The sequence below is a fragment of the Microbacterium sp. K27 genome, assembly GCF_004794435.1.
Lineage (GTDB): Bacteria > Actinomycetota > Actinomycetes > Actinomycetales > Microbacteriaceae > Microbacterium > Microbacterium maritypicum_A.
This window is the reverse complement of sequence record NZ_SSDK01000035.1, coordinates 28453-44370: the sequence shown is the minus strand read 5'-3', so window position 1 is coordinate 44370 and position 15918 is coordinate 28453. Positions and strand designations below refer to the sequence as shown.

At 68.5% G+C, this 15918-nt stretch carries 15 protein-coding genes; 5 read left to right on the top strand and 10 right to left on the bottom strand.

Annotation, left to right across the window (positions count from 1 at the left end; all coding sequences use genetic code 11):
* Positions 1 to 76: 76 nt before the first annotated feature.
* Genes argG through DW307_RS06370 form a run of 3 tightly spaced genes read right to left on the bottom strand, consistent with a single transcriptional unit; the run spans position 77 to position 2199 of the window.
* The gene (gene argG, locus DW307_RS06380) at positions 77 to 1522 is read right to left on the bottom strand and encodes an argininosuccinate synthase (protein WP_029268247.1); all 1446 of its coding nucleotides are present in this window, start codon (positions 1520 to 1522) and stop codon (positions 77 to 79) included.
* Positions 1523 to 1565: 43 nt separating this feature from the next.
* The gene (locus DW307_RS06375) at positions 1566 to 1982 is read right to left on the bottom strand and encodes a PIN domain-containing protein (protein ID WP_029260825.1); all 417 of its coding nucleotides are present in this window, start codon (positions 1980 to 1982) and stop codon (positions 1566 to 1568) included.
* Positions 1966 to 2199 (bottom strand): AbrB/MazE/SpoVT family DNA-binding domain-containing protein, encoded by a 234-nt coding sequence (locus DW307_RS06370; protein WP_029260826.1) that lies wholly within the window; start codon positions 2197 to 2199, stop codon positions 1966 to 1968. The genes DW307_RS06375 and DW307_RS06370 overlap by 17 nt, the downstream gene beginning before the upstream one ends.
* A 94-nt stretch (positions 2200 to 2293) precedes the next feature.
* Between DW307_RS06370 and DW307_RS06365 the strand changes: the two genes are divergently transcribed.
* The 5 genes from DW307_RS06365 (at position 2294) to DW307_RS06345 (ending at position 6738) form a co-directional block, all read left to right on the top strand.
* Positions 2294 to 2788, top strand: a complete 495-nt coding sequence (locus DW307_RS06365; protein WP_136024325.1) for a hypothetical protein — start codon at positions 2294 to 2296, stop codon at positions 2786 to 2788.
* Between the two features lie 313 nt (positions 2789 to 3101).
* Positions 3102 to 3809, top strand: a complete 708-nt coding sequence (locus DW307_RS06360; RefSeq protein ID WP_136024324.1) for a ZIP family metal transporter — start codon at positions 3102 to 3104, stop codon at positions 3807 to 3809.
* 205 nt (positions 3810 to 4014) lie between these two features.
* Entirely contained in the window at positions 4015 to 4536 is a 522-nt protein-coding gene (locus DW307_RS06355) for a hypothetical protein (protein ID WP_136024323.1), read from the top strand.
* 165 nt (positions 4537 to 4701) lie between these two features.
* Entirely contained in the window at positions 4702 to 5673 is a 972-nt protein-coding gene (locus DW307_RS06350; protein WP_029268239.1) for an alpha/beta hydrolase, read from the top strand.
* 69 nt (positions 5674 to 5742) lie between these two features.
* The gene (locus DW307_RS06345; RefSeq protein ID WP_029268238.1) at positions 5743 to 6738 is read left to right on the top strand and encodes a hypothetical protein; all 996 of its coding nucleotides are present in this window, start codon (positions 5743 to 5745) and stop codon (positions 6736 to 6738) included.
* Positions 6739 to 6776: 38 nt separating this feature from the next.
* Here the strand turns inward: DW307_RS06345 and DW307_RS06340 are convergent, their stop codons facing one another.
* From DW307_RS06340 to DW307_RS06310, 7 genes are all read right to left on the bottom strand, one after another.
* Positions 6777 to 7880 carry a hypothetical protein gene (locus DW307_RS06340; protein WP_240750535.1) on the bottom strand — a complete coding sequence of 368 codons (1104 nt, stop codon included), beginning with the start codon at positions 7878 to 7880 and terminating at the stop codon, positions 6777 to 6779.
* Entirely contained in the window at positions 7877 to 8668 is a 792-nt protein-coding gene (locus DW307_RS06335) for a hypothetical protein (RefSeq protein ID WP_136024321.1), read from the bottom strand. Before DW307_RS06335 ends, DW307_RS06340 begins: the two co-directional genes overlap by 4 nt.
* Positions 8669 to 8839: 171 nt before the next feature.
* Positions 8840 to 12343, bottom strand: a complete 3504-nt coding sequence (locus DW307_RS06330; RefSeq protein ID WP_136024320.1) for a PKD domain-containing protein — start codon at positions 12341 to 12343, stop codon at positions 8840 to 8842.
* Positions 12344 to 12527: 184 nt separating this feature from the next.
* Positions 12528 to 13577 carry a VWA domain-containing protein gene (locus tag DW307_RS06325; RefSeq protein ID WP_136024319.1) on the bottom strand — a complete coding sequence of 350 codons (1050 nt, stop codon included), beginning with the start codon at positions 13575 to 13577 and terminating at the stop codon, positions 12528 to 12530.
* Positions 13574 to 14560, bottom strand: coding sequence for a VWA domain-containing protein (locus tag DW307_RS06320; RefSeq protein ID WP_240750533.1), 987 nt, complete (start codon positions 14558 to 14560; stop codon positions 13574 to 13576). The genes DW307_RS06325 and DW307_RS06320 overlap by 4 nt, the downstream gene beginning before the upstream one ends.
* Complete coding sequence (locus DW307_RS06315) at positions 14551 to 15042, bottom strand: hypothetical protein (protein ID WP_021200099.1); 492 nt, start codon at positions 15040 to 15042, stop codon at positions 14551 to 14553. Before DW307_RS06315 ends, DW307_RS06320 begins: the two co-directional genes overlap by 10 nt.
* A complete protein-coding gene (locus tag DW307_RS06310) occupies positions 15029 to 15916 on the bottom strand; it encodes a DUF58 domain-containing protein (RefSeq protein WP_021200100.1) in 888 nt (295 codons plus the stop codon). Before DW307_RS06310 ends, DW307_RS06315 begins: the two co-directional genes overlap by 14 nt.
* Positions 15917 to 15918: the final 2 nt, after the last annotated feature.

Here is a 15918-nt window from a genome sequence, read left to right as displayed (position 1 = left end):
CTGAGGCGGGACGGGGGTCTGAATGCACGATGCGCCGACACCCGAGGGTGCCGGCGCATCGGTGTCGCTCGATGTGTCAGTCCGTGCCGGAGTCGAAGGCCGCGCCTTCGGACGCCGAGTCGACGGCGTCGGCCAGCGTCTCGTCGGCTTCGGAGATCGACCCGTGGACGGACTCGGTGATCTCGCTCGACTCGCCGGCGGTGACACGGCCGACGAGCTCGCCGGTCGCACCGCCCACGAGACCGAGACCCGCGTACTGCTCGAGGCGCGCACGGGAGTCGGCGATGTCGAGGTTGCGCATGGTGAGCTGGCCGATGCGGTCGACCGGGCCGAAGGCCGCATCGCCGACGCGCTCCATCGACAGCTTCTCGGGGCCGTAGGAGAGGTTCGGCGAGACGGTGTCGAGGATCGTCCAGTCGTCGCCGCGGCGCAGGCGGATCGTGACCGTGCCCGAGATGGTGAGCCCGACCCAGCGCTGGATCGACTCGCGCAGCATGAGCGACTGCGGCTCGAGCCAGCGGCCCTCGTACATCAGACGGCCGAGGCGGCGACCCTGCTCGTGGTAGGTCGCGAGGGTGTCTTCGTTCAGGATGCCGTTGACCAGGCGCTCGTAGGCGATGAACAACAGCGACATGGCCGGAGCTTCGTAGATGCCGCGCGACTTCGCCTCGATGATGCGGTTCTCGATCTGGTCGCTCATGCCGAGGCCGTGGCGACCGCCGATCGTGTTCGCCTCCATGACGAGGGCGACCGGGTCGGAGTACTCGACACCGTTGATGGCGACGGGGCGGCCGGCCTCGAACGTGACGGTGACGTCTTCGGTGTCGATCGCGACGGACGGGTCCCAGAACTTCACGCCCATGATCGGGTCGACGGTCTCGAGCGAGACGTCGAGGTGCTCGAGCGTCTTGGCCTCGTGCGTCGCGCCCCAGATGTTGGCGTCGGTCGAATAGGCCTTCTCGGCGGAGTCGCGGTAGGGGAAGTCGCGGGCGACGAGCCAGTCGCTCATCTCCTTGCGGCCGCCCAGCTCGGTGACGAAGTCGGCGTCGAGCCACGGCTTGTAGATGCGCAGGCGCGGGTTGGCGAGCAGGCCGTAGCGGTAGAACCGCTCGATGTCGTTGCCCTTGTAGGTGGAGCCGTCGCCCCAGATGTCGACGCCGTCCTCCTTCATGGCGCGCACCAGCATGGTGCCGGTGACCGCGCGACCGAGGGGCGTCGTGTTGAAGTAGGTCTTGCCGCCGGAGCGGATGTGGAAGGCGCCGCAGGAGAGGGCGACGAAGCCCTCTTCGACCAGGGCGGTCTTGCAGTCGATCAGGCGCGAGGCCTCGGCGCCGTACTCCAGCGCGCGGCCCGGGATCGAGGCGATGTCGTCTTCGTCGTACTGACCGAGGTCGCCGGTGTACGTGAAGGGAACCGCGCCCTTCTCGCGCATCCACGCGACGGCGACGGAGGTGTCGAGTCCTCCGGAGAAGGCGATGCCGACGCGCTCGCCGACGGGCAGGGACTGGAGGACCTTGGACATGCTTCCCAGTCTATCGGCGGGCGGCGTGTCGCCCCGTGCTGCGTCAGATCACGCGCACATCGACGCCTAGCGCCGCATACGTTCCTATCGCGCGGCGATCGCATGTGACGAGCGTCACCCCGGCGGCCCTGGCGCACAACGCGACCAGGCCGTCGTAGACCGCTCCGCCGGCGATTCCAGCATCGGCGAGAACGTCGACGGCGGTGCGCGCGTCCTCTTCCGAGAGTGAGATCGATCGGGGGAATGCAGCCCGGATCGCGTTCGCCGCTGCCAGAGGGGTCAGGCGATTGGGGCCCGGCAGGCGCGTCAGCACGGAGTATGTCTCTGCTGAGGCGTGGCCGGCAAGGCCGAGGATTGCACCGGCGCAGGCGCTCTGGACCGCGATGTGCGCGGTGTTGTCTTCCACGAGGAGCGCGAGCGCCGCGCTCGTATCGAGGAGCAGGTCAGCGCTGGTCGGCAAGGCGCAACTCGCGGATGTCGTCGGGTGTGATCGCCATGCCGGACGACGCGACGACGAGACGCCCGTCCTTCTCGATGAGGTTGTCTGGGGCATCGATCTCGATGCGGATGCCGTTGCCGTCGAGGATGAGATCGATAGGACCAGGGATCAATCCGACGCGCTCGCGGAGCGCAGCGGGGATGACGATCCGTCCTGCCTTGTCCATGGTTGCCTTCATGCCATGAGAATACCATTCGAATGGCACAGAACGGGGGCGAGGTGGGTGCTTCATATCGGTGTCCTCGTTCAGGATCCGCCGCTACATTGTGGCCATGCAGAGAGCAAGGTCGCGTAGGTGGTGGTTGATTGCGGGAGGTGCGCTTCTCGCCGCGATACTGGTCTTTCTTCTCGTCCTGGCGGTCCAAGCCTTCCGCGGGTCGACGCTCGCGCGGCAGGACATGGCGGCGCACCTGTCGTTCCCCGCGACGTATCACGGCTTCGAAGAGGCCTCGGAACTCGCAGGTTTCACACTCAAGGAAGACGGATCAGCGGAGGTCTCGGCGCTGATGCTCGGCACCGAGGAACGGGAACTCGACGACGGGCGGGTGTGCCTCGATGGCGACGTGACCCCGGTCGTCGGGAAGGCCAGCTGGCGGACGGACGATGCGGGGTGGGTCGTCATCGAGGCGGGTGAACGGCAGACGCGCCTGAGCCAGGACGATCCGATGCTCATGGGCTGGGGTTGGGGCAAGGTTTATGTCCTGACGCCCTGCACCGAGGAGTACACGGCGACGTTCGTCACCCCGAACGCCGACTACTCCGACTGAACGACATCTTCATGGCGTGCCAGGCGCAGTGGGGAGAAGAGCACGATCAGTGCAGCCACGACGAACACCACCACGCCGACCGAACGCGAAGGCGGTCACGGCGCCCGTGAACGCGCCGAGCGTCGACGATGACCAGAAGAGTGCGAAAGCAGGGATGCGCAGAACCTCGACCGGCCTGTCGCTCATCGCCGCCTCGCTGGGTCGCCCGCCGCTCCCGCTGTGGTCATCCTATTAGCGCCCCTTTCTGGAGACGGGTGGGTCGACCCGGATGGCGGGCTCGGAGGTGGGAGAGTAGGCCCCACGGAGGTCGGACATGGGTGGAGCAGTCCTGTGGGGTCTGGTCGCGGCTGCGCCGCTGTTCATCGGCGCGGTGCTTGCGCTGCTACGGAAGTGGCCGCCGCGCTGGCTCGGCATCGTGCTGGGATTCGGTGCCGGCGCGCTGATGGCTTCGATCGCGTTCGAGCTCTGGGAGGAGGGGCTCGACCTCGCCGGTCCCGTTCCCCTCATTGGCGGCGTCGCGGGGGGAGCGATCAGCTACTACATCGCCGACCGCATCCTCGATGCGCGTGCTGCGAAGACCAAGGAACAGGCGGGTGGAGGTCAGCTCGCCGTGGGCGCTCTGCTCGACGGCATCCCCGAGCAGCTGGTGCTCGGCATCGGGCTCGCATCCGGTGAGCCGGTGAGCATCGCGCTCGTGGTCGCCATCCTGGTCTCGAACCTGCCGGAGTCGATCGGCTCGGCGGCCGACCTGCTCGAAGGTGGCATGGCGAAGTCGCGGGTGCTGTGGCTCTGGGCGGGCGTGACCTTGATCTGCGCGGTCGCGACCATCGCGGGCTTCGGTCTCGCGAGCATCACCGGCGATGAGTTCCGCTCGGCGGCGAGCGGCTTCGCGGCGGGTGCGCTGCTCGTGATGCTGGTCGACTCGATGATCCCCGAGGCGCAGTCCAAGGCCAAGGAGTCGACGGGGCTCGCGACCGTGCTGGGCTTCGCGCTCGCCGCGGGTCTGGCCCTCGCATCCTGAGGCTCAGCCCCTCGAGACCGAGCCCAGAGCACCCAGGACCAGAGAGGCCGCGCATCATCGTGCTTCTCTTCTCCCGTCGCTTGATCTCGCGCCGGAGCGAGCCAGTCATACATCCCTTCCGGCACGCACTGAGCGTTGTGGGCATCCTAGCCGCGGCCCCCGCACGGCGACGCGACGAACGCGTCCGCTACGAGATGATGGGCATGTGACCACGCTCACCTCGCAGTACGGCCTTCGCTGGTTCAGCGCGCTCGCGGTCTCCATCTCCTTGGCGCTCATGCTCACGGCTTGCACGAACTCCGACTTCAGTCTCAGCGAACAAGATGCGTACGGAACCTGGCGCGCGGGAAGCGACCTGCCTGCAACGCTCGAGCTCGCTGACGACGGCACTTTCCGGGCGACGGCGTGGCCGCTGGATGTGGGCTGCGGAGGCCACGCGCCACGCACGGCGATGGAACTGAAGGGCGCGGAGACCGTCGACTTCTCCGGCACGTGGGCGGAGGGCGCCGGCGGCTCTCAGAACCAAATCACGCTGAAGCCGGCCGCTGAGTCACCATGCGGTACGGGGTGGATCGACGCCGACTTCCGGAGCGAGGACGGCGTGCTCTACGCGTGCACGTTGCTCGACGAGCAGATCGACCTGGCGACCGCAGCGAACTGGTTGATCCTCTATCGGGGTGAGCCCGAAGAGACACCGGACTCCAGCCGCTGCTTCAACTACAACTAGTCGCACGGTCCTGCTCGATTGATTGGCACGGCATCCCCGCATACCCCGCCACCCGGCGGATAGTCGGCACAGGATCGGCCTCGGCTGGCGGGTTACTCTCGGTTGCGGCGTGCGGGAGGCTGGCGGAACACCGCCGCGATGGTGGCCGAGGACAAAGGAGTTCCGATGACTGACACGACCCTGGCGCGACCGCCGTTCGATCCCGAGCTCGAGGCTGCTCTCGCCCTCGTCGGCGACCAGCTGCCGTCGACCCTGACGCCCGAGATGATCCCGCTGATGCGCCAGTCGCCGGTGAGCGGCGACCAGGAGATCTTCACCGTGCTCGACGACCGCGGCTTCACGCGCCGTGACGTCACGATCGCCGGATACGACGGAGGCGAGATCGTCCTGTCCGTGATCGAGAAGGAGGGCCGGACCGGCACCGGTCCGGGCTTCTTCCACACCCACGGTGGCGGCATGATCATCGGCAACCGCTGGCTCGGTGTGGTCGGCTTCCTCGACTGGGCGGAGCGCTACGACGGCGTGATCGTCACGGTCGAGTATCGGCTCGCCCCCGAGTTCCCCGACCCGTATCCGGTGGAGGATTGCTACGCGGGTCTGCTGTGGACCGCCGAGCATGCCGAAGAGCTCGGGATCGACCTGTCGCGCCTGCTGATCGGCGGCGGCAGCGCCGGGGGAGGCCTGGCTGCGGGCACCGCGCTGCTCGCCCGTGACCGGAAGGGCCCCGAGCTGATCGGCCAGCTGCTCATCTACCCGATGCTCGACGACCGAGACGAATCGGTGTCCACCCGGCAGATCGACGGGATCGGGGTCTGGGATCGCGGGTCGAACGTGACCGGATGGACGGCGTTGCTCGGCGACCGCAAGGGTACCGACGACGTCTCGATCTATGCCGCTCCCGCGCGGGCGACCGATCTGAGCGGACTGCCCCCGGCGTTCATCGATTGCGGCAGCGCAGAGGTGTTCCGCGACGAGGATGTCGCCTATGCCACGAAGCTCTGGGAAGCCGGGGTCCAGGCCGAGCTGCACGTGTGGGCCGGCGGCTTCCACGGCTTCGACATGTTCGCCCCGCACGCCGCCGTCGCTCAGGCCATGCTCGCCGCGCGGGACAACTGGGTGCACCGCCTGCTCTCCTGAGTCCGGATTCCACCCTCCGGGGCCGCGCGCCGACCCCGTAGGGTGGAATCCCCGCGCGATGGAGCCGACATGCAAGATCTGCTGGGGCGTCTCACCGCCCTCGACCCGGATGCCAGCGAGACGCTCAAAGTCGTCAGCTACTTCGATGCCCTCGTCGCCCGCTCCGTGGGTGTGGAGAGCATGCTGCGGGGTGCGGCGGTGCTGAGCGGTGCGACCGTCGGCCAGCGCGACGGCCGGCACATCGTGCGCGTGCGGGCAGATGGGGTGCGCATCGATCCCGTCGAGCCGTCCCCGTCCTGGCCCGTCCGGGAGAGCGGGCCGGATGCCGTCGCCTGGATCGAGCGGGAGGGCGATGCGCATTCGAACGACGCGATGATCCTGGAGCGGCTCAGCCTCGGCCTCGGCATCATCCGGGCGCGACGCGCGGTCGGCCCCGAGAGCGCGGTCGAACTCGCCATCAGTTCCTACGCCGGTGCCGAGGAGCGGGCGGCTGCGCTGCCGCGGCTCCGGCTCTCCGCGAGCATGCTGCGACTGGTCGCGTCACCCCCGGAGCCCGCACCGTTGCCGACGCACCCCTCGGCTGTGGTCGCCACCCGGCACGGACTCACGCGCGCGACGATCATCGACGCGCAGACGGACGTGCGGGAAGTCTGGCCCGATACCGCTGCTCTGCGGTTGGGCGTCGGTCTCGCCGGACCGGGAGACCAGCTTCCCCAGTCGTGGGCATCGGCTCTCGTCGCCGTGCGTCTGACGAGTCCGGGCGAGCCGGTGGTCGATGCGGCCGACCTCGGAGCGCTGCTCCTCGTCGCCGACGCCGCCGAGTCGAGCCCGTTGCACCCGGATGCCGCCGCGCTCGCGGCCCTCGACGCCCGTAGTCGGGAGCTTCTCGACGCGGTCGCCGAAGAGCAGAGCGTGCGCGCCGCCGCCACGCGTCTCGGCCGCCATCATTCCAGCGTGCAGGAGCGTCTGACGGTGCTGGTGGAGACTCTGGGCTACGACCCGCGCACCTCCCGCGGCCACGCCCGCTACGTGCTGGCCCGGATGCTGCTGACGCTCGGCCCCTGACGCGCGGCCCACGGCACCGGCACCGCTCCGGCGCCGTCTCACTCGAAGCCGGGGTACTCCTGCAGCTTCGTCTGGAACTCTTCGCGATCGGCCTCGCTCAGCACTCCGCTGGCGATCACGGTCAGCTGCAGGCCTTCGAGGGGTTCGCCGGTGCGGGCGTTCTGCGCCTCGCGGGCGGCCAGGAATCCGCCGTCCCGATCGTTCGAGAGGTCGTTGATGGTGGCGTAGAAACGCAGCGGATCGGGGAAGTTCTCGGTGTAGTACTCCCACGTCGTCTGCGTGCGCGGGTCGTCGCTGCCGTAGAGCTTCGCGATCATCGCGGGGTCGATTCCCGAGACCGAGGGATCGTTGAAGGAGTAGAGGTCCCACAGTCCGTGCTCGACGACGACCTCGTTGATGACACGCATCACGTCGAGCTTGCGCTCGTCATCCTGGATCGGTTCGTTCGTCGCCCACGCCGCGGAGGTGAATTCGACGAGCATCGACTCGCCGCCGTAGCCGTTGCGTTCCGGACGCAGGTCGTCATCGCCCACCTGCACCCAGGTGTAGCCGAACTCGTCGGTGAGTCGCGTGCGGATGTCGGCGAACATGGTCTCGGCCTGCGCACGCACCTCTTCGAGCGACTGCTGCGAGAGGGTCTGCTGGGGGTCGGTGCCCTTGATCGCGGGATAGGCCTCCGCGTGCTTCTGCGCGGCCGTCTTCGTGCCCTCGTAGTTGCCGGAGGCTGAGGTCTGCAGGGCACTCATGCCGCCCACGGTGGCGACGTTGAACAGGATCGCCACGACGAGCGCGATCGCCCCCAGCTTCCGTCCGCGTGCCGAGAACAGGGCGGCCGCGATGACCGCGACCACGACGAGCTGCAGGGCGAGCATCGTGACGCCGTAGAGCAGGTCGGTGCCGCCGGCGATCAGCGTCCCGAGCAGGATCAGCGCGAAGAGGATGGAGGTGGTGAGGGCGATCCAACCGAGGGCGTTCGACGGCTTCCTCGGCTCTTCCGCCGGGGCGATCGTCGCGACGTTCGGGCGCGGTGCGGATCCGAACGCATCGCGCCGCGCTCCTCGGTAGCCGCCGGGTGGGGGCACGGGTGGAGCGCCCTCGGTGCCCGCGATGTAGCGCGCGCGCTGCCTCTCGTGATCGCTCACCACGGCTTGTCCGTCTCCGAACCGCCCTGGTCGTCGCCCTGTTGCTGATCGCGTTCCTGCGTCCCCTGCTCGAGCTTGTCCTGCAGGCCCTTCAGCTTGTCCTCCGACGGCTGCTCCTTCTCCCCCGTTTGCGGCTGGGGTGACGGCTGCTGCTCCTCCTGCTGCTTCTGCTTGAGACGATCGGCGGTGCCGTCGAGAGAATCGGCCATGTCGCGCTGCGGGTCGGACGACTGCTGCCGGGCCTCTTCGCTGCGGCACTCCTCCGGCGTCTCGACCGTGATCGTGAGCGCCTCGCCGTAGAGCGCAGCAGCGCCCGCGCCGTCGCCGTCCGCGCGTGCGGCGTCACCCATGCGCTCGACCACCAGGGCGAGATTGATCCGTACCCCGCACACCTCCAGTCCGGTGGCGAGGTCGAGTGCCCTTTCGAGCTCGGCCCGCGCCTCCGGCAGCTGCTCCGCCGCACCGAGCGCGGTGCCGATGTTGAACGGCGCCTTGTACGGCTCGAACCAGTTCAGGAGGTCTTGTCCGCGTGCGGATGCCTCCGACCCGGCGAAGTCGTCCACCACGTAGGCGGTGATGGCCTGATGTGCGAAGGCGTACATGCTCAGCAGCTTGCCCACGAACAGGAGCGCGGCGAGGGTGAGCGGAATCGTCCCGATCGCGACCCAGCGGCGGACGCTGCGACGACGGCGGTTGGACCGGAGGAGGGCGGCGGCGCTGTCGGCCGTGCTGGCGGTGGTGGTCGAGGACCCGAGCTCGGTCGCCGCGGGTGCCGACGGATGTGTCACGTCCAACCCCCTTACCGATCGACCACTGCTCAGCGCGGGGAATTCTGGTCCCCGAAGCGGCAGGACGAAGCGCTGAACATCCTATCCGGGGATCCTCCGGATACGATTCAGCCGACCTCGAGTGCCGAGGTCGGCTGAATCATGGTGAGGGACGATGCCCGTTCCCGGGCGCTACTCGGCTGCGGTGACGCGGAACGTGTCGAAGGCCACGCCGAGTGCCGCGGTCGAGCTGCCGGAGCGGTTGCCGCTCAGGCCCACCCCGCCCGCGGGCTGCAGGGGCGTCGCATCCGACGCCTTGAGCTGCCAATCGGCCGGTTCCGTCGCCCCGGTCGCCCAGATCTTCGCGTTGATGGACGCCTGCGCGGTGCCCGTCACCGTGACCTTGAGGGTGTACGAGGTGTTCGCCGCGAAGGCGAGACCCGAGACGGCCCGGGTGGCCAGGACGGTTCCGTCACGGTGGGCGACGAGCCAGATGGTTCCGTCGGGACGGAGCCATGCGCGGACGAGATAGCGTCCGGCGGCGGAGTCGCGTGCGATGACTCCGATGTACGCACCACCGGTGGTGGCCCCCTGATCGACGCGGAAGGTCGTCTCCAGAGCCGGGCTCGGGACCGACGTCGCGTTCAGCGTGGCGTGTCGGGTGTCGCCCGCGGCCAGGTTCAACCGTCCGAAGCCGTCGGCGACCGTGGCCGCCGCCTGCGAACCGCCCGCGATCGTCCAGGCGCCGCCCGCGACCGCGTTCCCCCAGCCGCGGCTGGATGCCTGCTCGAAGTCGTCACCCGCGAGCGGCGCGGGTTCCGCCACGACGGATTCGCGGGTCGTGGTCGCCGAGCCGCCCACGTTGTCGGTCACGGTGAGGGTGACCGTACGTGTCCCCGCCGTCGAGTAGGCGTGGCTGGCGACCGCACCCGCACTGGTCGTGCCATCGCCCCAGTTCCAGCTGTAGCTGCTGATGGTGCCGTCGGTGTCGGTCGATGCCGCTGCGTCAGCCGAGGCGGTGAGACCCGATGAGGAGAGGGTGAAAGACGCGGTGGGCAGCGCATTGGCTCCCTGCACGACCACCGGCTTCTTGACCGACCCCACGAGCCCTTGGCTGTCGGTGATCGTGAGCTTGACCTGGTACGTGCCGGGCGCCGCATACGTGTGCGAGGGCGTCTTGCCCGTACCCGTCGTCCCGTCGCCGAAGTCCCAGCGGTACGCCGCGACAGTAGCGGATCCCGGCGGGACCGACGTGCTCGCGTCGAATGCCACAGCGAGCCCGACCGGGGTCGCCGTGTACGCCGCGACGGGCGCCGTGGAGCCCTTGGCGACCCAGAAGTGCGTCTTCACCTGCCCGGCGCTCAGCCCGTACGGGTAGATGGCGAACTGGTTGACGTTGCCGGTGAGGGACACCGACGTCGGGATGTTCGGCCAGTTGACCAGCTTGCCGCTGCCGATCTTCCAGAAGCCCTCGTAGGCCTGACCCTTGGTCACACCGGTGATCTGATCGTTGAGTTGGCCGTCGACGAAGAGCTTCATCCCCTCGGGGCTGACGGACGCCACGACCTGGTGCCACTGGTTGTCGTTGTACGCAGCCTTGGTCGTGATGACTCTCGTGCCGTCGCTGTACACCCCGAAGTTCAGGCGTCCGTCGTTCGACATATAGACGTTGCGGTCGTAGTTCTTCGAGAAGCCCGCTGCTGAGCTCTCGAAATCGAACAGCAGTCCGCCGCTTGTCGTCGACGTCTGGAACCACATCTCGGCGGAGTACGCGGAAGGTGCGGGCATCTTCGTGGTGGTGTCGACGCGTCCGGTCTCGGTGCCGTCGAGGGCCGTCGCGCCCGTGCCCTTCGACGTTCCCGACGGCAAGAGCTTCGCCCCTGCACGGAAGATCGGGCTGTTCGCGCCGGCAACGTCTTGGCCGATGGTTCCCAGCGGGTAGTAGAGCTGGGGTTCATCGGCGAGCACCGCGTTGGAATACGGTGGCGTCGGGTCGGCCACCGTCACGGTCGCCGTCTTGCTCGAGACGGTGTTGCCGTTGCCGTCTGTGGCGGTGAAGGTGTACTGCTGCTGCGAGCCGGCCGGAGCCGTCGTGTCCTCGAAGCTGACGGCGGGCAGGTTCCACCAGGTGGAGTCCACCTTCGTGGTGAGCAGAGGAGTGGTCGAACCGGCGCGGCGCAGCTCATAGGTGAGCGTGAGGTCGTCACGGTCCCAGTTGGCCGGGATCGACACCTTCACCCGGCCGGGGGTGAGAGACGTCGCGGTCGGCTGCCACTTGTCTCCGGAGAGGCGGGGGCCGTCTTTGGGACCGGCGGGAGGAGCGGTCGAGAATCGCACGAGTCCCTCGAACTGGCCGTTGTTGACGGAGCGGAACTCGCCTCCGATGGAGATCATGTTGCCCGTGCCGGTGATCGACAACCCGGCCTGACCGAGTCCGGTGGTGACACCGACCGCCCAGTCGGGAGACCACGCATACGGCGAAGGCGCGGGAGTTCCGCCCCAGTCCTTTCGGCCCGGTGCCGCCGGCTGAGGTGCGAGGGTCCCCCGGGCATCGGCCGTGTATGCCTCGGAATAACGGTGCACGCGCGGGGCCTGTTCCGGGTGGAGACCCAACGTCTCGCAGGTATGGGTGTGGCTCGTGGTGTAGACGACCTTGCCGGTCGAGTAGACACCGTAGTGGTCGCCGATGCAGTCCGCGATCCAGCGGACCTTGCCGGTGCCGGCCTCGGCCGCGAAGGTGCCTTCGAGGTTGCCGGTGGCAGCGTCGGCATAGCCCCAACCGGTGCCGTAGACGCCGGTGGCATCGGTGGTGAGGCTGAAGGTTCCGGCTTTACCGGCGTAGATGCCGCTACCGGCGCCGTTCTTCACCGTCTTGGCCAGCTCCCACGCGGTGTTCAGCGTGCCGGTGGTCTTGTCGACGGCTCCGCTGCCACGCATCTCGGTGTTGCCGTTGATCTGCGAGAACCGTCCGCCGATGATGGTGTCCTTGCCGGCGGGGTCCATCACCATCGCATCCACCTGCAGGTCGGTCTGCGGAGCCCAGGGCAGGAGCGCGCCGTTCGCGGTGTTGAACGCGGCGAGGTTCTTCCGTGCGGTGCCGTTGGCCTGGCCGAACAGGCCGCCGGCGTAGACCGCGGTTCCGGATGTCGTGAGAGCGTAGACGCCCGATCCGCCGATCGACGGGACGAACCCGGCGACCAGCTCGCCGGTCTTCGCGTCGATCGCGGCGATGTTCCAACGGTCCTTCCCGTTGACATTGTTGAACGAACCGCCGATGTAGATGCGGCTGCCGTCGGGAGATGCGGCGACGGCCTTGATGACGCCGTTGACCTTCGGTGCGAACGGCAGCAGTGCCCCGGTGTTGATGTCGTAGGCGAGAACGTTCGACCGCGCGGTGAGGGCAGTGCCCGGAGCGGCTTTGGGCTCGCGGGCGTTGTCGAACTTGCCCACGGCGTAGACGGTGGAGCCGATGGTGGTCTGTGCCCAGACGTAGCCGTTGTCGATCTGCACCGTTGGAATCGGGTCGGATGTGGCGACGTCACCGTCGCGTTGCAGCAGTGGCGGCAACGTCGGCGCGGCGTCGGCCGCCACGGCGGCTCCACCCCCGAACGACACCAGCCCCGCCACGACCAAGATGCCGACGACGACACCAGCGGCCGCGGAGCGGGCGCGCTCAAGAACGTGATTGTTCCCCATGATTTTGTTTTCCCCAGTGATCTGATGCCGACGCGAGCGCCGACACGACATCGCAGTCACGCGCCGCGGAGGCTTCCCCAAGCCATGTGTTCCGCGATCGTCATGCATCTGCGAACCCCTGCCGGGACCAAGACAGTCCTCGACCGGTAAAACATTAGCAGCTGATATCGACGAAGCCTGAGTGTTAGATCTGGGTGCGTGAGCGGACGCGCTGTCGTGGCGCGCGCAGCTGCCGAAGTCGCGCGATCAGCAGGGCGGCACGGGTGAGCTCGACGCCGAGGATGGCCAGGGCGACGAGCGCTGCGATCCAGTAGAGCTCGATGACGTTGCCGACCTCGCCCGAATCGGCGTAGTCGGTGGTGGTCGACGGGGCCTCGGGAAGGGAGGGGGCAGCATCCGCCGTCCGAGTCGCGTACGTGACCCCGAGCTGGTCGGCGATCGTCTCGAGGTTCGACTCGTCGATCACCGAGAGAGCGTCGGCGCCCTGGTACTGGATGTAGCCGCCGCCCTGATCCGAGACGCCGCCCGTGGTGATGCGCATCGGCCCGCCCTCGGCGGTGCCGTAGCCGAACACGGCTCCCGAATCGGTGTACTTCTCGCTCGCGCTGAACGACTCCGGCGCGGTGTCGACCGTCTGCTCCCCGTCGCCGAAATAGAACACCATGCGCGAGCGGTCGGGAGACGATTCGGCTGCCGAGGCGAGGGTTTCCGACAGCAGGGGGGCGGCGATGCCGATCGAGCTGCCGCGTGACTGGCTGGTGACCTCGGGGCGCAGCACCCCGAGGGAACCCAGGAGTGCCGTGGTGTCCGTGGTCAGCGGCATCCTCAGCTCGGCCGCGGCATCCGAGGTGATGAGGGCGAAGCGCGCTCCCGGATACTCCTCCACCAGAGCGCGCACGTCTGCACGGATGCCGTCGAGCCGCGGTTCGCCGTCGTCCCAGTCCTCAGCCACGATGCTCGCCGTCGTGTCGACCACGAGCACGATGTCGGTATCCGTCGCGAGGGTCTGGGTCGCTCCCCCGGGGATGCCCGGACGCATGAGCATCGCGAAGCAGGCGAGCACCAGAAGCAGCCGCATGGCCCACAGGGCACGATGCCCGGCCAGCGCGCGACGATCGGTGATCGGCACCCCGGCGGACTCCGGCGGACGCACCAGCACCCAGACGGCGGCGACGGCGACGGGGGCGCATAGAAGAACGACGAGCAGCGGGTTGAGCACGGGTTGGAGGATCACAGTCGCACCCTCCACAGCACCACGACGAAGCCGAGCAGGCAGATCGAGAGCAGCACGATCCACAGGTTCGGGGTGTCGGTCCAGACCACCTGCGCCTCCCCGCGCAACTCGGTCGCCTCCTGTTCCTGCACCTGGGTGACGATGTCGGAGACGGTGGTCGTGTCGCGCAGGCCGAATGCGGCGCCGCCCGTCGCCTCGGCCGCAGCGCTCAGCTCGGCGCTGACATCGGCATCCTTGCCCTGGACCGGGTTCAGCGCGAAGACTCGCACGTCCTTCGAGGCGGCGTAGGCGGCGGCCTCGTCGAGCGTGACGATCGAGGCGCCGTTGACCTCGTTGTCGGTGGCGAAGATGACGGAGCGTGAGCGCTCGGCGTCCGGGTTGTCGAAACCCATCGTGCAGGCGGCGAGACCGTCGCCGATCAGGGAGGCGCCGTCGCCGTTGAGGGTGCCGACCCAGTGCTCCGGGACCTGATCGACGTAGTCGAAGCTCTGCGTCATGCTCTCGATGTGCTCGCGCACGAAGTCGTAGTCGTCGGTCAGGGGGAAGATCTGCACGGGCGAGCTGTTGAAGATCGTCAGTCCGATGCGTTCGCCCTCGAAGCTGTCCAGAAGCTCGTCGAAGACGTTCAGCACCTCCACGTCGACCTCGGTCATGGAACCGGAGACGTCGAGGCACAGCATGATGTCTCGGCTGGTGTTGACGGGCTGGATCGTCTGCGCCGACATCGGCCGCGCAGCCACCACGCCCGCGACGATGGCGGCGGTCGCGCCGAGGGCGAGGATGCCGGACAGCGCGAGTGCTCTCCGCGTCAGTGCGCGGCGGAAGGAGAGCAGCGCGCGCACGCGCTCGGCACGGGCGACGCGCGCGGCGTCGGTGCCTCGGCTCGGGCCGCCCCGCCGGAGGCCGACGACGAGACCGATCGTGATCGCGAGCACCACGACCGCGACCGCGGCCGCGAGCATCCAGACGTTCGCTAGTGCCACGTGCGCACCACCGTCCTGGCGGCTTCGGCGCCGGCCACAGGGTCGATCACCGGTCCCTGGCGGAAGATGCTCGGGTAGTAGTGCCTGCCGAGCGCATCGATGAGGGCGGGATGCACACCGCGGGCCACGAGATCGTCGAGTGCGAGCACCGGCGCCTCCAGGCCGCTGTACTCGTTCACGAAGGTGCGCACGGTGCGGCTCAGCTCGAGATTCGCCTGCCGGGCGGACATGCGGCGTTCGACGTACTCGGTCTCGATCTGCTGGATGCGCGCCAGGTACTCGGTGCGCAGCTGCGAGAGCACGTCGATGACCAGCGGTGCCTGCCCGGCGTTCGGGTCGGCGACCGCCAGGGTGCGCCGCGGTCGGGTGAGGACGATCAGCAACCACGCCCCCAGCACCAGCAGAGCCAGGATGCCGATTGCGAGCAGCATCCATCCCCAGCCGTACTGCGCCGGCGGATAGAGGTCGTCAGAGCCGGGCATTCGACCTCCGATTCAGCAGCGTCAGCAGCTGAGCGACGGCATCGTCCTGCCCGTCCAGCGTGGAGTGGCTGATCTCCATCCGGGTGAGGAGCTCGGCGAGGTGTGCGGCGTCGGCCTCGCGTTGCGCGGTCAGCTCCTGCACGATCTCGCGGTCGCCCTGCACGAATCCCGGCACCTGCCAGCGACTGTCGACGTCACTGCGGATGTGTCCGGTGGCGTGGTCCAGCACGGGCTCGGCGTCGCGCAGCGTGAGCCAGAGCACGTCGTGCTGCACGCGCAGTCGCCGCAGCATCCGTTCGGTCTCGCCGGTGACGGGGGCCTCGTCGGTGATCACGACCACGATCATGCGACGCGCGATCGTGCGGGTGACGAACGACAGCAGGCCATCACGGTCGCTCGGTGCGTCGCTCTGGTCGACGGCCCGATCGATCGTGCGCAGCGCGTGCTCGAGCGCCCCTTCGCTGCGGCCCGGCGCGAGGCGGCGCACCTTGGCGGCATCGCCGTACACCGTGGTGAAGTCGTCGCCGTGGCGCAGCGTCAGCACACCGAGCACTCCGGTCGCCAGGATCGCCAGGTGCTTCTTCGACTGCTCGTCTGCGGCGAGTGCTGACATCGAGCGCCCGGTGTCGACCACGAACAGCACGGTGTGCATGCGGGTCGCGCGCGAGCGCTTCACCAGGGGCGTTCCCAGCCGGGCGGTCGCCCGCCAGTCGATGTCGCGCACCTGATCGCCGTACTCGTACTTGCGCAGGTCTTCGAAGTCGAGGCTCCGCCCGCGCAGCAGCGACGCGTAGGCGCCGTCGAGCGCGTGCAACGACTTGCGCGTCGAGTGGATGAAGAGCTTGCTCTTCACCTGCGTGATCAGGCTGGCCATGG